Raw genomic sequence first — 22,886 nt, 5'->3', positions numbered from 1 at the left:
TAAATGTGGTATTTATACAATTATCCCCCAAAATTACACACAAAAAACAGCAACTCAATTTAATATCGATTAAAGGATAAAATACTCTTTAAATAGCAGCCAGCATGTCTTTCATCGATGTTTTACAAGTATTTTAATTTAAAAATAATACTTAAAATAAAAAACCCATTTCAATTTGTCATTGAAATGGGTTTGAAATAAATAAAAATTAAAAATTTATTGAAGTCCTGCTAAACTGTGCTCAATGGTTTCGATTTTTGATAGAGCATCCGCTTCTTTTTTTCGCTCGTTTTCAATTACCTCCGGTTTAGCATTGGCAACAAATTTTTCATTTGACAATTTAACTTGAACTGATTTCAAGAAACCTTTAATGTAATTGAGCTCCTCTGTTAATTTTGCAATTTCGGCAGCTACATCGATTTTTCCAGTAATTGGAATAAAATATTCGTTAGAATTAACACGGAAAGAAAGTGCTCCCTCTACTTTATCTGAAACGTATTCTAAATCATTAATATTTCCTAATTTAACAACAACGCTATCAAAATAAGTTGACGCATTTTCATTATTTAGTACTCTAAAGTCAATAGCATCCTTAAAGGGTATGTTTTTATCCTTACGAATTGTTCTAATTCCTGAAATTACTTCTATTGTAGATTCAAAATTTGTAATTAATTGTGAATCAAATGATTTTAATTCTGGCCATGTTGCAACTATTAAAGCTTCTTCAGCCGTTCTCTCTGCAATTAAATGCCAAATTTCCTCAGTCAAGAAAGGCATAAACGGATGCAATAATTTCAGGTTATTTTCAAGCATTTCAATCGCTTTCGCAAAAGTTATACTGTCAATTGGTTGCTGATATGCTGGTTTAATCATTTCTAAAAACCAAGAACAGAAGTCGTCCCAAACCAATTTATAAATAGCCATTAAGGCATCAGAAATTCTATATTTTTCGAAATTATCTTCAATTTCAGCTAGAGTTTGCTGCAATTTAGCTTCGTACCATTCAATTGCTACTTTTGATGATTCGGGTTGCTCAATTGTATCTGAAACTTCCCAACCTTTTATCAATTTGAAGGCATTCCAAATTTTATTAGTAAACGCTTTCCCTTGGTTGCACAACTCTTCATCAAACATAATATCATTTCCAGCAGAAGCACTCAAAAGCAATCCTACACGAACTCCATCAGCACCAAATTTTTCAATCAATTCTAAAGGCTCAGGAGAATTCCCTAAAGATTTAGACATTTTTCGGCGTTGTTTATCTCTTACTAAACCAGTCAGATATACGTTCGTAAAAGGTTTCTGCCCCGTGTATTCATACCCTGCAATGATCATTCTGGCTACCCAGAAAAACAAAATATCTGGACCTGTAACCAAATCATTCGTTGGATAATAATATTTAAAATCTTCGCTTTCAGGATCCATAATTCCTCCAAAAACAGACATTGGCCACAGCCAAGAAGAAAACCAAGTGTCTAAGGCGTCCACATCTTGTTTTAAATCTTTTGTTTCAAGTTCAAGGTTTAAAGTTTTCTCTCTTGCTAACTTTAAGGCATCATCAATATTCTCTGCAACTACAAAATCCTCTTTTCCATCACCGTAAAAATAAGCTGGAATTTGTTGTCCCCACCACAATTGACGGGAGATATTCCAGTCTCTAATATTGTTTAACCAATGTGCATAGGTATTATTGAAACGCGCTGGATGCAATTTAATGTCACCATCCTCAAGCACTGATTTGATTGCTGGTTTAACTAATTCTTCCATTTTTAAAAACCACTGATCAGACAAGCGTGGCTCGATAACAGCTTTGGTTCTTTCTGAAGTTCCTACTTTATTAAGATGCGTTTCTGTTTTTGCTAAAGCACCTATTGTTTGCAATTCTATAGCAATAGGTTCCCGAACCGCAAAACGATCTTGCCCTTGATAGTGCAGTCCAAAACTATTTAAAGTTGCATCCTCGTTAAAAATATCAATAATCTCAAGATTATGCTTTTCTCCAAGAGTTTTGTCATTCATATCGTGAGCAGGAGTCACTTTTAAACAACCTGTTCCAAATTCGATATCAACATACTCATCTTCAATGATTGGAATTACTCTTCCGCAAATTGGGACAATTGCTTTTTTACCTTTCAAATGAGCAAAACGTTCATCGTTAGGGTTGATGCAAATTGCAGTATCTCCAAAAATTGTTTCTGGACGTGTTGTAGCAATGGTTAGAAATTCTTCTGTACCCTCAATTTTATATCTAAGAAAAAAGAGCTTTCCTTGTTGTTCTTCATATATAACTTCTTCGTCAGACAAAGTTGTTTTAGCTTCAGGATCCCAATTTACCATTCGGTATCCTCTATAAATCAAACCTTTGTTGTATAAATCAACAAAAGATTTAATTACCGAAGCTGACATATCAGGGTCCATTGTAAATTTTGTTCGTTCCCAGTCGCAAGAAGCACCAAGTTTTTTTAATTGATCCAAAATTACTCCGCCATATTTATCTGTCCATTCCCACGCATGCGCTAAGAATTCCTCACGAGTTAGATCATTTTTATTGATTCCCTCTGCCTTCAACTTTGCTACAACCTTCGCCTCTGTTGCTATAGATGCGTGATCAGTACCAGGAACCCAGCACGCATTAAAACCTTTTAATCGAGCTCTTCTTATCAATACATCTTGTATGGTATTGTTAAGCATATGCCCCATATGCAAAACTCCGGTTACATTTGGTGGAGGAATTACTATGGTATATGGTGTTCTATGATCTGGCTCTGAGTGAAAATAATTATTCTTCATCCAGTAGTCATACCACTTATTTTCAATAGTTTTAGCGTCGAATTGTGCAGGAATTGTCATTTTATTTAGAGTTTTAAAACCGTTGTAGCATTCCTAAAAATGCAGCTCTTGTTTTTGGTCTGATATTTGTAATTCAATAAGTGAACAAAAGTAAATAATTAAGTAGACTATAAAAAGAGAAATAAAATTTTGTTCTATAATTATAAACAAGGTATATTTACCTAACCGAATCTAACAATTATAATGAAAAAAACGATTACATTACTTACATTAATTTTGTTTTCAAGTATTGGCCTGGCTCAAAACGGACCTAAAATTAATTTTGAAGCTCCTGACAATACCATTGATTATGGAAGAGTGAAAAATACTGAAAGTGGAGTTCGAGATTTTGTTTTTACAAATACAGGTAACGCTCCGCTAATTATTACAAATGTGTTATCTACAAACGGATGTACTTTCCCGTACAAACCTACAGAACCCGTGATGCCTGGTAAAACTGGTAAAATAAGTGTAAAATACAACATGACTCTTGGACCTATAAGAAAAACAATTACAGTGGAATCTAACGCTGTAAATTATGAGGGTGGAAGAATTGCTCTAAAAATAAAAGGAGAAGTCGTTACAGACTAAAATAGTTTCTAGCTGGATGACACATTATAAAATGTTATCCAGTTGAAATTGAAATTTTAGCGGTATACTATTACGTTGTACTTCAATCGTAATCCATTTATTATCCTCATCTTTAAATATAGCTCTAATCTCTTGTAAGGTCATTTCATAAGGATTGAGTCTATTAATCTTAACAATTACATCACCACTTTTCAAACCTGATCTTGCTGCTGCTGATTTTTTTCTTACATGTGATATTTGAAAATTTGGTTTTAACTGAAACTTGTATTTAAAATCATTGGGATAAACTGTTACTCCTCCCCCACCTTCACTATAACCTAAACTTGAAGATACAGCCTCCATTTTTACTGTTTCTTGTACCCATACAAGACCATAATGTTCTACCTCTATGCCGCTTCTATTGTAAGTAAAAGAGCTTTTAAAATTATTATTTTTTTTCAAAAAAAGTTCATTATTTTTATAATCAAAAATTACTTTAAATCTACGCATAATTTCACCTCCAACCGATCCCATTCTACCAGGAACCATTTCAACATTCTTTACAGACACACTATCAGGAAAGGCTGCTAATGGACTATCAAAATGAAAAGTCCCCAACTCAAAACGAGCTATTCTAGCTCTTTTCCCTTCAATATCTCCACTAAAACCTTTTCCAAGAAAATCATCGAAATTTTTAGAGGGAATTTGCAAATCATTTCTATTGTTATTAAACAACCATAACGCATCACTGTTGCCGATATCAATTAACAATTTAACAGGAATGATACCAGTATCAATAATTACATTACTAAATATATAAGGTTTAGATTTTTCTACTATTATAGGCAGAACAGCTGATTTTTTAGATACCTTTAATCGATTCTTTTCATCATGCTTATAAACAATAATTTTCTTATGCTGATAATCAATTTCTACTAAATTATTTCTGAAAAACTGGTAACCAATGATTCCATTTACTGGAATACCCACATGAGAAGAAAAATTAAATTCTGGATCTAATACAATATACAACAAATGATTTCTACTAATCATATGACTAAAGGCAAGTGTATTATTAGTTGATTTTAATCCTTCTACAGATTTTTGACTTCCCAAACCTCTTAGGGTTATTTTCTTTGTATTTAGAAAACGGAACTCTTTTTTTTCTTCCAGACTAAAAAGAATGGTTTCGGCAACACCTGTGTCCAATAAAAAATTAAGCTCAACACCATTTACTTTTATGGGTACAAAAACTAAATTATTAATCAACTGAAAAGGAACAACCGTTTTAGTCGCTTTACCTTGAAACTGAAAACCATCTTGAGAATAAACAGGAAAAATTACACACAGTAAGAAGAAAAGTAGAATTGATTTCATTAAATTTATTTATTATAAAGTTAGTAAATAAATAGTTTAAAAATAAAGATTTAACAATTGATAAACCTTTTTATTGCATTTACTTTCAAAAAAAAATCGCAATTTTGTGCATCTATAATTCAAAAATATGCCAACTATATCTAACAAAGGCAAACAAATGCCTGAATCACCAATACGTAAATTGGTCCCATTCTCTGAAATTGCAAAAAAGAAAGGTCATAAAGTATACCACCTAAACATTGGACAACCAGACATAAAAACTCCTGAAGTTGCAATGCAAGCTGTAAAAAATATTGACTTAACCATCTTAGAATACAGTCATTCTGCTGGAAATGAATCGTATCGTAAAAAATTATCGAATTATTACACCCAACAAGGTATTGATGTATCTACAGAAAATATTATAATTACCACTGGAGGTTCTGAAGCATTACTTTTTGCAATGGGAAGCACCATGGATCAAGGGGATGAAATTATTATTCCAGAACCTTTTTATGCAAACTACAATGGTTTTTCAACTGCTTCAGGTGTTACCGTTGTTCCAGTAATATCGACTATTGAAAATGGGTTTGCACTGCCAGCAGTAGCCGATTTTGAAAAGTTAATTACAGCAAAAACAAAAGCAATCTTGATTTGTAATCCTGGAAATCCAACAGGTTATTTATACTCAAAAGAAGAAATTCTGCAACTGGCAGAACTTGTAAAAAAGCATGATTTGTTTTTAATCTCAGATGAAGTGTACCGTGAGTTTACTTATGATGGTGATGTACATTATTCTGTAATGAGTATTCCTGGACTTGAGGAGCACGCAATTATGATTGATTCTGTATCAAAACGTTACAGCATGTGTGGCGCAAGAATAGGCTGTATCACATCAAAAAATAAAGAAGTGATGGCAGCGGCTATGAAATTTGCACAAGCACGTTTGAGTCCACCTACCATAGAACAAATTGCTAGCGAAGCAGCTTTAGATACACCTCAATCTTATTTTGACGAAGTTATATCAGAATATAGAGAAAGACGTGATACCTTAATTGAAGAGTTAAACAAAATTGATGGTGTTGTTATCAGTAAGCCAAAAGGTGCTTTTTACTGTATCGCACAATTACCAATAGATAACGCTGATGCTTTTGCACAATGGTTACTAGAAAGTTTTGACTTGAATGGTGAAACTGTTATGGTAGCACCAGCTGCTGGCTTTTACTCTTCTCCAGGAATGGGTTTAAACCAAGTACGTATAGCGTATGTCTTAAAGAAAGAAGATTTAATTAAAGCCGTTGCCATTTTAAAAGCTGCAATTCCAGCTTACAACGCGTTATAAAAACAATTTTTATCCATGAAATGAAAGGCAAATCTACTGTAGTTTTGCCTTTCTTTTTTTTAGAAAAAAAACGATAAAAAACAACATGCAAAGCCATAAAGTACTCTTAAATAGTAAGCGCCATTGAAAAACTTTGTTATTTATTATTATCTTTACCGCTTGAATAAATATACCCACTATAATAGTTTCTTTTAATGATAAAAAACGAAGAATTTCAAGACGAAATAGGTGACAATCACGTGAGTTTGTCCGCAAATAATCCAATTAGAAAAGATGCATTTGACATCTCTGATGATGATAAAATTGAAAAAATAAAAAAAGATGTTGAAAACATTCTACTAACCCTAGGAATGGATTTAACGGATGATAGTCTTAAAGGAACCCCAAATAGAGTAGCAAAAATGTTTGTTAAAGAAATTTTTGGTGGATTAAATCCTAATAGAAAACCAAAAGCATCAACGTTTGACAACAATTACAAATATGGAGAAATGTTGGTGGAGAAGAATATTATCGTGTATTCTACTTGTGAACATCATTTATTACCTATAATAGGTAGAGCTCATGTAGCCTATATTTCAAACGGAACTGTTATTGGTTTATCCAAAATGAATCGTATCGTAGAATATTATGCTAAAAGACCTCAAGTTCAAGAGCGTTTAACCATGCAAATTGTTCAAGAATTACAAATAGCGCTTGGGACTGAAGATGTAGCTTGTGTGATAGATGCAAAACACTTATGCGTTAACTCAAGAGGAATAAGCGATATTGAAAGTAGTACCGTAACATCTGAGTTTGGTGGAAAATTCAAAGATACTGTAACAAGAAGAGAGTTTTTAGATTACATTAAATTAGAAACAAAGTTCTAGTCTAAATCTCCTATTATCAAAAAAATTCGAAAAGTTAATCTTTTCAAATAGAAAAAGATAAAAAAACACAATAACACATTCACAACTCAACTCCCCTTTTCATGGGGATTTGTTGAGTAAAATATACAGCCAAAATGCCATTATACAGTAACCAAAAACTCAGAATTTACAATTCATTATCTGGAGAAAAGGAACTTTTTGAACCCATAATTGAGGGAAATGTAGGCATGTACGTTTGTGGACCTACAGTTTATAGCAATGTTCATTTAGGAAACGTAAGAACATTCATGTCATTTGATATGATTTTTAGGTATTTTTTACATCTTGATTATAAAGTGCGCTACGTTCGTAACATTACTGATGTTGGTCATATTGTAGACGATGTAGACGAAGGAGAAGATAAAATTGCAAAAAAAGCGCGTCTGGAACAATTAGAACCTATGGAGGTTGTACAACGCTATACCGTAGATTTTCATGATATTTTAAGTGCTTTCAATTTTTTACCTCCAAGTATTGAACCTACTGCAACAGGTCATATCATTGAACAAATTGAAATTGTAAAAAAAATTATTGCATCAGGAATAGGCTATGAAGCAAATGGATCTGTTTATTTTGATGTTGTTAAGTTTAACGAAACCAATCATTACGGAAAATTAAGCGGTCGAAACATTGAAGACATGCTTGCCAATACACGTGATCTTGATGGACAAAGTGATAAAAGGAATTCTCAAGATTTTGCACTTTGGAAAAAAGCAGAAACGCAACATATCATGCGCTGGCCTTCACCATGGAGCGATGGCTTCCCAGGATGGCATTTAGAGTGTACTGCCATGAGCACTAAGTATTTAGGAAATCATTTTGACATTCACGGCGGAGGGATGGATTTAAAATTTCCGCATCACGAATGTGAAATTGCACAAAATGAAGCTTGCACAGGACAAACTCCTGTAAACTATTGGATGCATGCAAATATGCTAACTCTAAATGGTAAAAAAATGGCCAAATCTACCGGTAATAATATTTTACCACGAGAGATTTTGACTGGTGAAAACACTATCTTAAGTAAGGCATTTTCAGCATCTGTGGCACGTTTTTTTATGCTACAAGCACATTACAGAAGTATTCTTGATTTCTCTGATGATGCAATTGTAGCAGCCGAAAAAGGGTTTAAAAGACTTATGGAAGCGATGAATTCATTATCTGAAATTCCTGTTTCAAATGCAAGTACGCTAGACATTGCTTCCTGGAGACAATCATGCTACGATGCAATGAACGATGATTTTAATACACCTATATTAATTGCTCAACTATTTGAAGGTGTTCGCTTCATAAATCTTTTAAAAGACAATAAAGAAACACTACATCAAGAGGATTTACAGATTTTCACTGCAACAATGCAGGGTTTTGTATTTGATGTTTTAGGATTAGAAGATGAAAAACTTTCGGATACCACTAATAATAAATTAGAAGGCACAGTAAACATGCTTATTGAAATGAGAAAACAAGCAAGAGAGAATAAAAACTTTGCTTTGTCTGATCAAATTCGAGATCAATTAATTGCACTAGGAATTCAATTAAAGGACGGTAAAGAGGGAACTACGTTCAGCATTAACTAGTTTATAAATGACAAGCAGAAAATATGATCAAAAAAGTTTTAATTTTTCCGCTTGTCTTTTTAGTACGATTTTATCAAGTCGCAATTTCTCCATTTACACCTGCAGCATGCCGTTTTGAACCAACTTGTTCACATTATATGATTGAATCTTTGCAAGTACATGGTTTATTTTACGGAACTTTTCTTGGTGTAAAACGTATTTTGAGCTGTCATCCTTGGGGAAAAACGGGATATGATCCAGTACCCAAAAAAACAACAAAGAGTTAATACCTTCTCTTATAATAATCACTATTTTTACTATTCAAAAATAAAAACACACACATGACACACGCATTAAACTTAGTTTGGAACCCATCAGAAGGAATTGATTTAGGTTTTTTCATGATTAGATTTTACAGTTTAATGTTTGTTGTAGCCTTTGGTTTAGGCTGGTATATCATGAAACACATATTCGAAAGAGAAGGAGAATCTATTGAAAAACTAGATTCTTTGTTCATTTGGACTGTCCTTGCTACCTTAGCAGGAGCACGTTTAGGACATGTCTTTTTTTATGATTGGGAATATTATCGCAACCATTTACCTGAAATTTTATTACCATTTCGTTTTAGTCCAAGTTTTGAATTTACAGGTTATCAAGGATTGGCAAGTCATGGTGCTGCTATTTCTATCATCATTGCCATGTATTTTTACAGCAAAAATATTTTAAAAAGACCTCAATTATGGATATTAGATCGGGTTGTAATACCGGTTGCTAGTGGCGCTATTTTTGTACGTTTAGGAAACTTTTTTAACTCCGAAATTATTGGAAACGAAACTACTTCTACTTTTGGCATCAAGTTTTTAAGAGATCATTTTAGCCCACAAGATGCCGTTAATGCAACACAAATCTCAAATCCAAAAGATGCCTATTATGCTATTGCAAATGACCCAAAGTTTGCAACACTACTAGAACAAGTACCCGTTAAACACCCAACTCAGCTGTACGAAGCTTTTGCTTATATTTTTGTATTTACTGCATTATTTTTCTTGTATTGGAAGACCGATAAAAGAAATTACAGTGGTTATATATTCGGGATGTTCTTAGTGCTTTTATTCACAGTTCGATTCATCGTTGAATCTGTTAAGGAAAGCCAAGGAGGTTTTGAAAATGCACTTGGTTTATTTTCAACAGGACAATGGCTTAGTATACCCTTTGTACTAATTGGATTGTATTTTGTTATCAGAGCTAAAAAAAATTAGACAAACATTTTTCTTATACAAAAAGCGTTAATTCAATATAGATTTAACGCTTTTTTTTGGAGTATAAAGAATTCCAAATTCAATGTTTTTAGTATTGAAACCCGCATTACTATTTTGCAAACCTGCATTAGAAGTATGTCTAAAATTAGGTCTTATATCCAGTATAAACTGGCCCACTTTATAATTAAAACCTAAAGCTAAAACATCTGCAAATGCAAAACCTTTTGATAATCGCTCTGTTGCTGTATCAATATACATAGGACCTACACTTCCTAAAACATATATACTTGACTTTTTTGATAAAGAATAGCGCATTAATAGCCCAATATTCAATATGTATTCATTACACGTTTTTAGCTTTGTGTACCGCTCCCTTTTTTCAATATAATTTTCCTCTTCAGGCTTAACAAAGTAAAGATTTAAAAGCTGATGTGCGCCACTATTATACTCAGGTTGCAAAACCAAATCATAGCTAAATCTGTTGGTCGATTTAACAGTTTTCATAAACTGAAACTTAAAATATTGATTTGAATACGTGTAGTTTCTATTTCTAAACTCACTACCAAAACCTACGGAAAAACCAAACTTTATATCGTTCGGAGTTTGTTGCGCATTGCATGTAAAAGACAAAGCATACGCACAAAAAAGGAAACCAGTAATCTTGTTATACATCATATAAAACAATTCATCATTAAATTACAATTTAAACAAAAAAAATAGGTACAACTTACGTCAAACCTATTTTTATTACGTGCATACAAACTTTAATTATTCTGCAGCATGTTCTTTTTCAATTGTGCTTTTATCCTCTTTAGTAAAAGTATCTACTACAACAGGAGTAGCAATAAATAAAGATGAATATGTACCCACAATAATACCTACTAACATAGCAAAGATAAATCCTCTGATTGACTCACCTCCAAAAAGGAACATGGTCAATAATACAATAATCATTGTCAAAGAGGTATTTAAAGTTCTAGATAAAGTTGTGTTAATAGATGCATTTACTATGCTTTCAAAACTTCCTTTTCTTTTTCCTAAAATAAATTCTCTAATTCTATCAAATACAATTACAGTATCGTTCATAGAATATCCAATTACAGTAAGAATAGCAGCTATAAAGTGTTGGTCCATTTCCATGTGGAAAGGCATAAATTTATAACATAAAGAGTAAATTCCTAATACAAAGATAACGTCATGTGCAACGGCTGCAATAGCTCCTAATGAATACTGCCACTTACGGAACGAAATCATAAGGTATAAAAAGATTACTGCAAGAGCACCTAAAACAGCCCAGTAAGAGTTTGTTTTGATGTCCTCAGAAATAGAAGCACCAACTTTTGAAGCTTGTAATACTCCTACTTTTTTACCGTCAAAAGTGTTTGTAAATTTATCATAAGACGTATTTGGAAAATACTTAGCCAAAGCGTTGTATAATTTTTCATTCACCTCTTTGTCTACTGCAATACCATCCTCTTTGATTTTGTATTTAGTGGTAATTTTCAATTGGTCATCATCACCTAAAACTTTTGCTTCTACTGGTGTACCAAATGCTGTAGATAATTCTTCTGAAACTACAGAAGCATCTATTGGTTTTTCAAATTTAACTTGGAAAGTTCTACCTCCCACAAAATCGACACCTTGATCTAAACCATTAACAAAGAAAATAGAAATCAAACTTACAATTACAACAACTGAAGAGAAGATGTAAGTAAACTTTTTGATTTTGATAAAGTCATAGTTAAAGTTTGTAAACCAGTTTTTGGTCAAATTAGTACAGAAAGTTAAATCTGCCTTACCTGCAATATTTCTATCAATAAAGATTCTTGCTATGAAAATTGATGTAAATAATGATGTTGCTATACCAATAAGTAATGTTAATGCAAAACCTTTAATTGGACCTGTTCCAAAAATAAACAAGATTGCTCCAGTTAAAACGTGTGTAACGTTAGCATCAATTATTGAACGCATAGCACCATGCCATCCGTAAGCTGAAACTACTGCATCAGATAATGTTTTACCGTCGCGCAACTCCTCTTTTGCTCTTTCATATATAATAATGTTTGCATCTACCGCTGTTCCTAATGTCAATACAATACCTGCAATACCTGGCAATGTTAATACAAAACCAAAACTTGCCATAATACCAAACAAAAACAACAAGTTTAATAGCAAGGCTAAATTAGCATACCAACCCGCTTTTCCGTAATAAAATACCATCCAGAAACAAACTAGTAAAAAACCAATGATTGATGAAATCAATCCAGCATCAATAGAAGCCTGACCTAATGAAGGACCTACAACAGTTGACTGAATAATATCTGCCGAAGCTGGTAATTTACCCGCATTAAGCACGTTAGCTAAATCTTTAGTTTCAGTTACGTCAAATGCACCTGAGATTTCAGATCTTCCACCTGAAATAGGTCCGCTTGATACACCTGGAGCTGAATACACTACATTATCTAAAACAATGGCAATATTACTTTTTTGTGTAAAGGCTCTTCCAGTCAATTCTTCCCAACCTTTTGCGCCTTGTGAATTCATCTGCATAGAAACAGCAGGCTTACCTAACTGATCAAATGTATCTTTAGCATCAGTAACAACAGCACCTAACATGGCTGGATTATTATCTCTGTTCCCACGTAAAGCATATAATTCTACTACTTCAATTTGCTTTTGCTTATCATCAGTAATATTAAGTGGTTTACCCCAAACAAATTTAGCGTAAGTTAATGCTGCAGGTAATAAGATTTTTATGTCTTGTCTCTTGAAATATGCGTTAATTGTAGCAGTATCTTTAGGAGAAAACAAACCTAAAACTGGTCCGCCTCCTTGACTCACTATTTTATCAAACAAAGGATTTTGTCCTTTTTTTGCAGCTGTAGAATCTTTTGTATCAGTTAATAATGCGCTTAACGAGTCTTTAACAACTGGTTTCACAACATTTGTTTTGATTTCAGTTTTTTTCAATGCTTCATTAGCAGCCATTAAGAAATTACCAACTTCTTCAATTTTGTACGTTTCCCAAAATTCAAGTTGTGCTTTACCTCCTAATAATTTTTTTATTCTATCAACATCCTTAGCACCAGGAAGTTCAACAAGAATTCTTCCTGTTTCTCCTAATTTTTGAATGTTAGGTTGTGTTACTCCAAACTTATCAATACGCTCTCTTAGTACTTTAAAAGCACTTTCAATAGATTCGTCTACTTTTCTTTTGATTACTTTTTGCACTTCAGCGTCAGTCATTTGAAAACTAACACCACCTTCACCTTGTAAAGATCTGTTTGCAAAAATATCTGGAGAAGCTAATTTTACAGAACCTTTTGAATTTGCATCAAAAGCCTCATAAAATTTATCTAAATATGTTTTGTTTCCTTCAAAATTAGCAGAAGCATCAGCTAACGACTTATTAAAAACTGGATTTTTAGAGTTGTTTGATAAACCTCTCAAAACATCTTTAATAGAAATTTGAAGAATTACGTTAATCCCTCCTTCTAAGTCAAGACCTTTATTGATTTGTTTGTTTTTTACTTCATCGTAAGTAAAATCAGTAAATCCAAGGTTTAATATTTTTTCTTTACCAATAGAATCTAAGTATTTCAGTTCTTTATCAGGATTACCTCCTGCAAAAACTTTAGCATCACTCTTGATGTTATTGGCCACAAAAGTGAAAGAAAGTTGGTAAATACTTACCAATGCAAATAGAATTGCGAAAAATTTAATAAGTCCTTTATTCTGCATTATTACTAAAAATTAATTATTTTATATTTTAATTTGAACTTAAGTATTGACAATCAGTTTTTTAAATTTATTCAATTAGAAAAAAAATAGATTTTATACTACAGCATTTTTTTTAAACCGAGCAAATATATAATTAAGGATATGATTAACCAATTTATTTATTGATTAATATCAAGAAAAAGACTGCTATGCAACTAGCAGTCTTTGATTTCTTATATATTTGATATTTCTATAAAATGTCCTTTAAGGCATCGTTCATTTGTCTTACAGCATCAGCGCTTTTGGCAAACAAAGCTTTTTCAGCATCATTTAATTCGATATTTAATATTTCCTCTACACCATTTTTACCAATAATACATGGCACTCCAATACAAATATCATCTTGCCCATATTCTCCTTCAACAAATACTGAACATGCAATCATTTTCTTTTGATCATTCAAAATACTATCTACTAAAAAAGCAACAGATGCTCCTGGGGCATACCAAGCAGATGTGCCTAGTAAACCTGTCAGCGTAGCGCCACCCACCATTGTATCGGCAGCCACTTTTTGCAACTCTTCTTCTGATAAAAATTGAGAAACTGGTATGCCATTATAAGAAGCCAATCTTGTTAATGGAATCATGGTTGTATCTCCGTGTCCACCTATAACCATTGCTGAAATATCATTTGCTGGCTTGTCTAATGCTAGAGACAAATACGTTCTAAAACGAGAACTATCTAAAGCACCTCCCATTCCTATAATTCTATTTTTTGGCAATCCTGTAGATTTCAATGCTAAATAAGTCATTGTATCCATAGGATTTGAAACTACAACTATTATGGTATCCGGAGAATATTTCAATACATTTTCAGCAACCGTTTTCACGATTCCTGCATTTATGCCTATTAACTCCTCGCGTGTCATACCTGGTTTTCTTGGTATTCCAGATGTAATTACCACTACATCACTTCCGGCAGTTTTTGCATAATCATTTGTAACACCAGACACTTTGGTATTGAAACCTGTATTAGTTGCACATTGCATAATATCAAGGGCTTTACCTTCGGCAAAACCTTCTTTTATATCCAGCAAAACTACTTCGCTAGCAATTCCTCTGTAAGAAATCACATCAGCACATGTCGCACCTACATTTCCTGCACCTACAATGGTAACTTTCATATTATTAAGTTTATTCGGTTAATTGTTATTTTGGTTATTTAGTTTTATTTATTCAGTAGTTATGCATCTATGTTAGCATAGACTGCATTTTTCTCTATAAATTCTCTTCTTGGCGGCACCTCATCACCCATTAACATAGAAAAAACTCTATCAGCCTCAGCTAAACTATCGATGGTTACTTGACGTAGTGTTCTAAAATTAGGGTCCATTGTAGTTTCCCACAATTGCTCTGCATTCATCTCCCCAAGACCTTTATAACGTTGAATTCCTGCGCTTCCACCCATTCTTTCATTCGCCTGATCGCGTTGTACATCGTTCCAAGCATATTCCTTTTTATTTCCTTTTTTAACTAAATATAAAGGTGGTGCTGCAATGTATACGTGACCTTCCTCTATTAACTCTTTCATAAAACGGAAGAAAAACGTTAAGATTAGCGTAGAAATGTGACTACCATCGACATCGGCATCACACATAATAATTACTTTGTGGTAACGTAACTTTGATATATTTAATGCTTTACTGTCTTCTTCAGTTCCAATTGTAACACCAAGTGCTGTAAAGATATTTCGGATCTCTTCGTTTTCAAAAACTTTGTGATGCATTGCTTTTTCTACGTTCAAAATTTTACCACGTAATGGCAAAATTGCTTGAAAGGCGCGATCACGTCCTTGTTTGGCAGTTCCACCTGCCGAATCTCCCTCGACAAGATATACCTCACATTTTGCAGGATCTTGCTCAGAACAGTCAGAAAGTTTCCCAGGCAATCCTCCACCACCCATTACGGTTTTACGTTGAACCATTTCACGAGCTTTCTTAGCAGCATGACGTGCTTGCGCTGCAAGAATTACTTTTTGAACAATTACTCTGGCGTCATTTGGATTTTCTTCCAAATAATTTTCGATCATTTCACTTACTGCCTGACTCACTGGAGAAACAACTTCTCTGTTTCCAAGTTTGGTTTTAGTCTGACCCTCAAACTGTGGTTCAGCAACCTTAACAGAAATAATTGCTGTAAGACCTTCACGGAAATCATCACCAGAAATATCAAACTTTAATTTATCTAACATTCCAGATGCATCAGCATATTTTTTCAAAGATCGAGTTAAACCCGTTCTAAAACCTTGCAAGTGCGTTCCTCCTTCATGCGTATTGATATTATTTACGTATGAAAAAATATTTTCGGTATAACTAGTGTTATAAATCAAAGCCACCTCAACTGGAATTTCTCCCTTTTCGTGGTCCATTGATATTACATGCGCAATAATAGGCTCTCTATTACCATCTAAATAACGGATATATTCTTTCAATCCTTCATCTGAATGAAAAACTTCAGAAACAAAATTACCATCTTTATCTTTTTCTCTTTTATCAGTAAAAGTGATTGTAATTCCTTTATTCAAGAAAGACAATTCACGCATACGTGCTGAAAGTGTATCGTAAGAATACTCAATAGTTTGAGTAAAAATAGTTGGATCAGGGTAAAAAGTTACAATAGTACCTCTCTTAGTCGTTTCACCAATTTGTTTTACTGGATATAATGCTTTCCCTTTTTCGTATTCTTGCTCGTATATTTTACCATCACTGCTATGAACAGTGGCTCTTAAATGGTTTGATAATGCATTTACTACAGATACACCCACACCGTGTAAACCTCCAGATACTTTATAAGAATCTTTATCGAATTTTCCTCCTGCACCAATTTTTGTCATTACAACTTCAAGCGCAGATACACCTTCTTTTTTGTGAATACCAACAGGAATTCCACGACCATTATCTTCAACAGAAATCGAACCATCTTCGTTGATATCTACCCTAATGGTATCGCAATGGCCACCCATAGCCTCATCAATAGAGTTATCTACTACTTCATATACCAAGTGGTGCAAACCTCTTACACCTACATCACCTATATACATTGATGGACGCATCCTTACGTGCTCCATTCCTTCTAATGCTTGAATACTATCCGCTGAATAATTGTCCTTCTTGATTTCTTCGCTCATATCTTTATTCTAAAAATGTAATTTTTGTATAACACGCAAATATATAAAAACGCAAATTATATTACCGTTAAAATCAGTTTTAAAGGCTTTAAGTTATTAACATTTGTTTACAAAAACAGATAAAAAAAGAATCGTATCACTGATTCAGTATGAATCACAAAATAAAAAATTAGGAAGCACAAAAAAAGACTTTCAAAAACCACTGTTTACAGGTGGTTTTGAAAATCTTTCAAGATAAAATAATGAATATCGTATTTAAAATTTACGCTTTTCCGGCGTATGCTGATTCTTCGTGAGCAGCATTAGCCCTTCCACTAGGATCTAAATTTTCTTGCCACTTTGGAATCCACTTTCTTACTGTTTGCGCAGCGCTCAATTGAGGGAAATGCTTTTGAAAAATAGAACGATAAAGATAAGCTTCTTTTGTTGTAGGCGAATTATACGGAAAAGTTGTTGAAGCTGTTGCCAATTGTTCATCAGATACTTGAGTTGCACAATAAGCAATTAATTCATCGACCCAACTGTAGCCTACTCCATCTGAAAATTGTTCTTTTTGCCTCCACAAGATTTCATCTGGTAAATAGGGATCATCAGGAGTATCAAATGCTTTTCGTAAAATATATTTTTCTTTACCACCATACGTTTTAGGTAGTTTCTGCTCTGGGTTAATCCTAATGGCAAGATCCAAAAAGGCTTGATCTAAAAACGGTAATCTGGCTTCAAGACCGTTAGCCATTGTTGCTTTATCAGCTCTCAACAAATCGGCAGTAAATATTTTTTGTACTCTCTCTATTGTTTCACGTTGAAAATCTGCCACTGAAGGCGCATTTGCAAAATATAAATATCCTCCAAAAATTTCATCGGCACCTTCGCCAGATAAAACAACTTTAATCCCTTTTTCAACAATGACTTTCGATAAAAAATACATTGGAACACTAGCTCTCACTGAGATTACATCATATGTTTCTATTTGGTAAATTATTTGTTCAAGTACTTCAATACCCTGCTCCACTGTAAAAAAAACCTCATGATGTTGTGTTCCTAAAAAATTAGCCACTTTCCTAGCAGCAACAATATCTGGAGCATTTTCATCTATTCCTATTGCAAAGGAGTGCAAGGGCTCTGATTGATTTTTAAGTAAACGGGAAGCAATTGCTGTTGTTAATGATGAATCTAAACCACCTGATAACAAAACCCCTAATGGAACATCTGCCATTAACCTTTTTTGAGTAGCAATAGTCAGATATTCACGGATTAATTGATAATCTACATCTTGGTATTCATTTACAAAATACTCGTATTCTGGCTTGTAATATTTTACAAAACCTGTTTTTGCGGTATAATAATGTCCTGGCGGAAAAGTTGAAAAGGTTTTGCATTGATCTGCAATAGCTTTCATTTCTGATGCAAAGTACATCCTACCTCTTTCATCTAATCCATAATACAAAGGCTTTACTCCTAGAGGATCTCTTGCTGCCATGTAATCATCACCATCAATGATTACAAAAGCAAAATCTCCGTCTAATTTATGACAAAAATTATATCCAAACTCTTCATAAAGATGCACAATTACTTCCGAATCTGATTGGGTACGAAATACATGGTTACTCAAATATTCTTGCTTTAATTCTAAGTAATTGTATATTTCACCATTATGAACCATGTAAGCTGTAGTTGTGCCTTGAATAGGTTGTTTTCCTGAATGCAAGTCAATTATAGAAAGTCGCTCATGGCTTAAATAATGACCATTAGGCATGGCATACAAATCCCGTTCATCAGGTCCACGATGTGACATTCGACTAGAGAGATCTCTAACCAATTGCTCTTCTTTTCCTTTACCAATGATGGCCAATATTCCACACATACTTATTCTATTTAATTGTTAAACAAACGGGAACTGCAAATATGCATTGCCGACTAATCATACAAAAGACAAAGATCATTTTTAATATATATTTAAAAGTAAAAACATGGTATTAGATTAAATATGAAACTTAAATCCTTGAATTCATCGCTTTTTAAACTGAACTGACAGCTATAAGTACTTTATTTTACTTTTTGTCCTTTTATAAAAGTACTAATTGGTTTCATTTTGACCATCATGTTTTCTTTCACTTTCATTAAATCTTCGTCATAAATTACAAAATCAGCCCATTTACCAACTTCTAAACTTCCTTTTTCTTTTTCTTCAAAATTTGAATAAGCGGCCCAGAGCGTCATTCCTCTCAAGGTTTCAGCACGTGTAAGTGCATTTTCCATTTGAAAACCACCTTTAGGATAATCCTTAACATCTTTACGAGTTACGGCAGCATGAAAAGTAAGCATTGGGTTCACTTCCTCCACAGGAAAATCTGTTCCTAGCGCTACTGTTCCTGCTTTTTGAAGGAGTTTTTTAAAGGCGTACGCATTTTTTATTCTCTGTTTTCCTAGACGTTCTTCGGCCCAATACATATCTGATGTAGCGTGTGTGGGTTGAACAGATGGAATAATACCAAATTTGAAATAATCAAAATCAGCCTCTCGCAACACTTGAGCATGTTCTATTTTCCATCGTCTGTCTTTGGTTCCAGCCAATACCTCTTTGTAAATTTTTAAAATTACTGTATTTGCAGAATCGCCAATAGCGTGTGTATTCAATTGAAAATTTGAATTCGCAATTTGTTTCGCAACCGATTTTAGCCCTACAACCGGCGCTAGTAAGGCTCCATATTGACCTGGCTTATCCGAATACGGTTTGTGCATACACGCGCCGCGCGAACCTAAAGCTCCGTCACCATACATTTTAAAAGATCTTACATTAAGTTGATCTGTTTTGTAAATTCCTTTTTTAAGGTACATATCAATATTTTTTTGATTGGCCGTAACCATAGCATACACATTAAGCTTCATCAATTTTGCTTTTTGTAAACTATCCATCAAGTGAATAATATCTGGATCAAGTCCAGCATCATTTACAGTTGTTAAACCATAATCAAACATTACTTTTTCAGCGTCTAATAAAGCTGCTATTTGAATTTTACGAGTTGGTTTAGGTATAATTTTAAAAATCAATTCCATCGGATTGTCTACTAAAATTCCTGTAGGCTCACCGTTTACAATTTCTATTTGACCACCTTCGGCATTCGTATCTTTTGTAATTCCTGCCAGTGCAAGAGCTTTACTGTTTACAATAATGGCGTGACTGTCAACTCGGTTTAAAACCACTGGGATATCAGGAAATGCAACATCAAGATCAGCCTTTGTTGGATATTTTTTTACGTCCCAATCGTTTTGGTCCCAACCATTACCAACAATAAACGCAGGATTTTTTTCTTTTTGAAAAGCTTTTAAACGACTTATGATGTCTGCCATACTCGTTGTTCCACGCAAATCGACCTCTTGCAAACTCAAACCGTACGTGTAAAAATGACAGTGCGCATCTATTAATCCTGGATAAATGAACTTCCCATCAGCTTTTGTAGAGTTATTAGACTGGTATTTTTTTTCAATATCAGTATCTGTCCCAATTGCAACAATTTTACCTTTATCAATTGCCATAGCGGTAGCTTTCTCAAAGGTGTTGTTTACGGTATAAATGGTAGCATCAGTAATGATGGCATCCACCATAATTTTTTCGTTTTGGTTGCATGAAATTAAAAATAGTGTAAAAAAAAGTAAAGCAAAAGCTCTCATAAGTTATGATTTAGTTATGCTAATATAAAAAACTGTCCTGAAATAGAGCGCATTAATTTAGAATTAAAACCATTTTAAAGTTTAATGTTATTTTTATTCATAAAAAAACGCACTCCTTTCGGGTGCGTTTCTTATCGTAATTAGTAAGCTATTCTACTACACTTTTGCGTAAGCATCATCATGAACACTTGCTACAGCCCTACCCGATGGATCGTTCATGTTCTTGAAAGCTTCATCCCACTCCAAAGCAATTTTTGTACTACAAGCCACACTAGCTTCTTGAGGCACACACAAGGCGGCAGCGTCACTAGGAAAATGGTCGTGAAAGATAGAACGGTAATAATATTCCTCTTTTGACGTAGGTGTTTGCAACGGAAACTTATATTTGGCATTTGCCAATTGTTCGTCAGAAACCTCAATAGCAACAACTTCTTTTAAAGTATCAATCCAGCTGTACCCCACACCATCACTAAATTGCTCTTTTTGTCTCCATGCCACACTTGGAGGCAACATATCTTCGAATGCTTTACGAACCACCCATTTTTCCATAGGATGTTCTTTGTTGATCATTTTATCTTGCGGGTTGATGCGCATGGCCACATCCATGAACTCTTTGTCAAGGAAAGGTACACGACCTTCGATTCCCCAGGCCGCTAAACTTTTATTGGCACGCAAACAATCGTACATGTGCAGCTTACTTAGTTTTCGTACATTCTCTTCGTGAAATTCTCTTGCATTTGGCGCTTTGTGAAAGTACAAGTACCCACCAAAAAGTTCGTCAGCTCCTTCACCAGAAAGTACCATTTTTATACCCATTGACTTAATAACTCTCGCCATCAACCACATAGGTGTTGATGCTCTAATGGTAGTAACATCATAAGTTTCTAAGTTGTAAATGACATCTTTGACCGCATCTAAACCTTCTTGAATCGTGAATTTAATTTCGTGATGAATGGTTCCTATGTGGTCTGCTACAATTTGCGCTGCTGCAAGATCCGGAGAACCTTCTAATCCTACTGAAAATGAGTGCAATTGCGGGTACCAAGCATCGGTAGTATCACCAGACTCAATTCGTTTTTGTGCAAATTTTTTGGCTACAGCCGAAGTTATAGAGGAATCTAACCCGCCAGAAAGTAAAACACCATAAGGGACATCACTCATTAATTGTCTGTGAACGGCTGCTTCTAATGCTACTTTTATATTCTGAATGTTTGTTTCGTTATCTTTTACAGCATCATAATCAGTCCAATCTCTTTTATACCATTGTACAAATTCGCCATCAGTACTCGTCATGTAGTGTCCAGGAGGAAACAATTGAATTTTTGTACAATAACCTTCTAAAGCTTTCAATTCAGAAGCAACATAAAACGTACCGCGCTCATCCCAACCGATGTATAATGGAATAATTCCCATGTGATCCCTTGCAATGAAGTACTCATCTTTCTTGACATCATAAATGGCAAAGCCAAAAATTCCGTTCATTTCATCAATAAAATGAGGTCCTTTTTCTTTGTAAAGTGCCAAAATAACTTCGCAATCACTTTCTGTTTGAAAGTTGTATTTACCTTCAAATTGTTTGCGCAATGCTCTATGATTGTAAATCTCACCATTGGCAGCTAAGATAAGTTGTTTGTCTTCGCTAAATAAAGGTTGTTTTCCCGATGCTGGATCCACAATTGCTAAACGTTCATGTGATAAAATGGCTTTTTCGTTGCTAAAGATTCCGCTCCAGTCTGGTCCACGATGACGAATTATTTTTGACATTTCTAAAACCTTAGGTCTTAAAACTTCTGCTTTTTGTTTCAGGTCGAAGGCACATACTATTCCACACATAATGCTATATTTTATAAATGAATTTATTTATTTTGATAAAGCAAAGATGCAGTTATAGTTTCATATGTAAAACATAAAACCAATATTCAGTTACATATTTAAACTAAAAATAACTAAAAACTATAAAAAACTAATTAAAACCTAAATAAAAAACAGAGTCTACTTGTAAAGTGTAAATAGCATAAAATTTTATTGAATTGATTGAATTACATAGTTTGAACCATTAATATCAAAAGTAAATCCTTCTTGGCTCCCCATTAACTTCGCTCCCAATGGTGATTGCGGAGAAAGTGCAATCACATTGATACCATCAACAGCAATTTTAGGAAGTGCTGCACTTAGATACAAATAAATCCCATTGGCTTTGACCAAACTTCCCACAATAATAGTTTTAGCACTTGTAGTGGAGTCAATTTTATCTAAAATTGATTTTTGACCCAATACTTCTTTCAGTTTATGATTGAGTTTTTCTTGCTCAAGGTGCATCATCGATAAAGCCGTTTCGTGTTTATCGCCTGCGGAACCTTTGGCATCATTTTTTGAATCCTCAGTAAGTGCCGTGATCATGTCTTTAAAAACATCTATTCGGTCTTGAACCAATTGTAAATAATGAGTGTGGATTTTTTGTTTGAAAGTCATAATTTAAAATTTAACCACA

16 protein-coding genes are annotated in these 22,886 nt (G+C 33.8%); 6 read left to right on the top strand and 10 right to left on the bottom strand.

Translation table 11 applies throughout. The features are described 5' to 3' along the window. Positions 1–216: 216 nt before the first annotated feature. On the bottom strand, positions 217–2,850 hold the full coding sequence (locus LQ189_RS03655; RefSeq protein WP_230154383.1) for a valine--tRNA ligase: 2,634 nt from the start codon (positions 2,848–2,850) through the stop codon (positions 217–219). Between the two features lie 183 nt (positions 2,851–3,033). Between LQ189_RS03655 and LQ189_RS03650 the strand changes: the two genes are divergently transcribed. Continuing rightward, a complete protein-coding gene (locus tag LQ189_RS03650; RefSeq protein ID WP_230154380.1) occupies positions 3,034–3,420 on the top strand; it encodes a DUF1573 domain-containing protein in 387 nt (128 codons plus the stop codon). 24 nt (positions 3,421–3,444) lie between these two features. On the opposite strand, the gene LQ189_RS03645 is transcribed toward LQ189_RS03650, so the two are convergent. Further along, on the bottom strand, positions 3,445–4,776 hold the full coding sequence (locus tag LQ189_RS03645; protein WP_230154379.1) for an aspartyl protease family protein: 1,332 nt from the start codon (positions 4,774–4,776) through the stop codon (positions 3,445–3,447). A 127-nt stretch (positions 4,777–4,903) separates the two neighbouring features. On the opposite strand from LQ189_RS03645, the gene LQ189_RS03640 reads away from it, so the two are divergent. The 5 genes from LQ189_RS03640 (at position 4,904) to lgt (ending at position 9,817) form a co-directional block, all read left to right on the top strand. After that, positions 4,904–6,097: a pyridoxal phosphate-dependent aminotransferase gene (locus LQ189_RS03640; RefSeq protein WP_230154378.1), complete on the top strand. Its 1,194-nt coding sequence runs from the start codon at positions 4,904–4,906 to the stop codon at positions 6,095–6,097. Between the two features lie 194 nt (positions 6,098–6,291). After that, positions 6,292–6,963: a GTP cyclohydrolase I FolE gene (gene folE, locus LQ189_RS03635; RefSeq protein WP_086454614.1), complete on the top strand. Its 672-nt coding sequence runs from the start codon at positions 6,292–6,294 to the stop codon at positions 6,961–6,963. A gap of 134 nt (positions 6,964–7,097) precedes the next feature. Then, positions 7,098–8,579, top strand: a complete 1,482-nt coding sequence (gene cysS / locus LQ189_RS03630) for a cysteine--tRNA ligase (RefSeq protein ID WP_230154377.1) — start codon at positions 7,098–7,100, stop codon at positions 8,577–8,579. A gap of 23 nt (positions 8,580–8,602) precedes the next feature. Further along, positions 8,603–8,845, top strand: a complete 243-nt coding sequence (yidD, locus tag LQ189_RS03625; protein ID WP_221916548.1) for a membrane protein insertion efficiency factor YidD — start codon at positions 8,603–8,605, stop codon at positions 8,843–8,845. Positions 8,846–8,899: 54 nt separating this feature from the next. After that, a complete protein-coding gene (lgt, locus tag LQ189_RS03620) occupies positions 8,900–9,817 on the top strand; it encodes a prolipoprotein diacylglyceryl transferase (protein ID WP_230154376.1) in 918 nt (305 codons plus the stop codon). Between the two features lie 27 nt (positions 9,818–9,844). Here the strand turns inward: lgt and LQ189_RS03615 are convergent, their stop codons facing one another. From LQ189_RS03615 to LQ189_RS03580, 8 genes are all read right to left on the bottom strand, one after another. After that, positions 9,845–10,492, bottom strand: coding sequence for an acyloxyacyl hydrolase (locus LQ189_RS03615; RefSeq protein ID WP_230154375.1), 648 nt, complete (start codon positions 10,490–10,492; stop codon positions 9,845–9,847). A gap of 93 nt (positions 10,493–10,585) precedes the next feature. After that, entirely contained in the window at positions 10,586–13,558 is a 2,973-nt protein-coding gene (gene secDF / locus LQ189_RS03610; protein ID WP_230154374.1) for a protein translocase subunit SecDF, read from the bottom strand. 229 nt (positions 13,559–13,787) lie between these two features. Next, positions 13,788–14,720, bottom strand: coding sequence for a malate dehydrogenase (gene mdh / locus LQ189_RS03605; RefSeq protein ID WP_230154373.1), 933 nt, complete (start codon positions 14,718–14,720; stop codon positions 13,788–13,790). A gap of 59 nt (positions 14,721–14,779) precedes the next feature. Continuing rightward, positions 14,780–16,723 (bottom strand): DNA topoisomerase (ATP-hydrolyzing) subunit B, encoded by a 1,944-nt coding sequence (gyrB, locus tag LQ189_RS03600; RefSeq protein ID WP_086453707.1) that lies wholly within the window; start codon positions 16,721–16,723, stop codon positions 14,780–14,782. A 262-nt stretch (positions 16,724–16,985) separates the two neighbouring features. Then, positions 16,986–18,587 carry an asparagine synthase B gene (gene asnB / locus LQ189_RS03595; protein WP_086453708.1) on the bottom strand — a complete coding sequence of 534 codons (1,602 nt, stop codon included), beginning with the start codon at positions 18,585–18,587 and terminating at the stop codon, positions 16,986–16,988. 182 nt (positions 18,588–18,769) lie between these two features. Next, positions 18,770–20,395, bottom strand: a complete 1,626-nt coding sequence (locus LQ189_RS03590; protein ID WP_230154372.1) for an amidohydrolase — start codon at positions 20,393–20,395, stop codon at positions 18,770–18,772. A gap of 156 nt (positions 20,396–20,551) precedes the next feature. Beyond that, positions 20,552–22,228 carry an asparagine synthase B gene (asnB, locus tag LQ189_RS03585; protein ID WP_230154371.1) on the bottom strand — a complete coding sequence of 559 codons (1,677 nt, stop codon included), beginning with the start codon at positions 22,226–22,228 and terminating at the stop codon, positions 20,552–20,554. Positions 22,229–22,417: 189 nt separating this feature from the next. Beyond that, entirely contained in the window at positions 22,418–22,867 is a 450-nt protein-coding gene (locus tag LQ189_RS03580; protein ID WP_230154370.1) for a hypothetical protein, read from the bottom strand. Positions 22,868–22,886 lie beyond the last annotated feature (19 nt).

The sequence above is a fragment of the Flavobacterium sp. CECT 9288 genome, assembly GCF_918731615.1.
Lineage (GTDB): Bacteria > Bacteroidota > Bacteroidia > Flavobacteriales > Flavobacteriaceae > Flavobacterium.
The sequence above is the reverse complement of the archived record's forward strand: the minus strand, read 5'-3'. Positions and strand labels throughout refer to the sequence as shown.

What these genes read in the sequence shown, in the direction of transcription:
- asnB (WP_230154371.1), bottom strand. Translation starts at nt 22,228, where the DNA reads ATGTGTGGAATAGTATGTGCCTTCGACCTGAAACAAAAAGCAGAAGTT.
- mdh (WP_230154373.1), bottom strand. Translation starts at nt 14,720, where the DNA reads ATGAAAGTTACCATTGTAGGTGCAGGAAATGTAGGTGCGACATGTGCT.
- asnB (WP_086453708.1), bottom strand. Translation starts at nt 18,587, where the DNA reads ATGTGTGGAATATTGGCCATCATTGGTAAAGGAAAAGAAGAGCAATTG.
- LQ189_RS03650 (WP_230154380.1), top strand. Translation starts at nt 3,034, where the DNA reads ATGAAAAAAACGATTACATTACTTACATTAATTTTGTTTTCAAGTATT.
- LQ189_RS03655 (WP_230154383.1), bottom strand. Translation starts at nt 2,850, where the DNA reads ATGACAATTCCTGCACAATTCGACGCTAAAACTATTGAAAATAAGTGG.
- LQ189_RS03580 (WP_230154370.1), bottom strand. Translation starts at nt 22,867, where the DNA reads ATGACTTTCAAACAAAAAATCCACACTCATTATTTACAATTGGTTCAA.
- folE (WP_086454614.1), top strand. Translation starts at nt 6,292, where the DNA reads ATGATAAAAAACGAAGAATTTCAAGACGAAATAGGTGACAATCACGTG.
- lgt (WP_230154376.1), top strand. Translation starts at nt 8,900, where the DNA reads ATGACACACGCATTAAACTTAGTTTGGAACCCATCAGAAGGAATTGAT.
- secDF (WP_230154374.1), bottom strand. Translation starts at nt 13,558, where the DNA reads ATGCAGAATAAAGGACTTATTAAATTTTTCGCAATTCTATTTGCATTG.
- cysS (WP_230154377.1), top strand. Translation starts at nt 7,098, where the DNA reads ATGCCATTATACAGTAACCAAAAACTCAGAATTTACAATTCATTATCT.
- yidD (WP_221916548.1), top strand. Translation starts at nt 8,603, where the DNA reads ATGATCAAAAAAGTTTTAATTTTTCCGCTTGTCTTTTTAGTACGATTT.
- LQ189_RS03615 (WP_230154375.1), bottom strand. Translation starts at nt 10,492, where the DNA reads ATGATGTATAACAAGATTACTGGTTTCCTTTTTTGTGCGTATGCTTTG.
- LQ189_RS03645 (WP_230154379.1), bottom strand. Translation starts at nt 4,776, where the DNA reads ATGAAATCAATTCTACTTTTCTTCTTACTGTGTGTAATTTTTCCTGTT.
- LQ189_RS03640 (WP_230154378.1), top strand. Translation starts at nt 4,904, where the DNA reads ATGCCAACTATATCTAACAAAGGCAAACAAATGCCTGAATCACCAATA.
- gyrB (WP_086453707.1), bottom strand. Translation starts at nt 16,723, where the DNA reads ATGAGCGAAGAAATCAAGAAGGACAATTATTCAGCGGATAGTATTCAA.
- LQ189_RS03590 (WP_230154372.1), bottom strand. Translation starts at nt 20,395, where the DNA reads ATGAGAGCTTTTGCTTTACTTTTTTTTACACTATTTTTAATTTCATGC.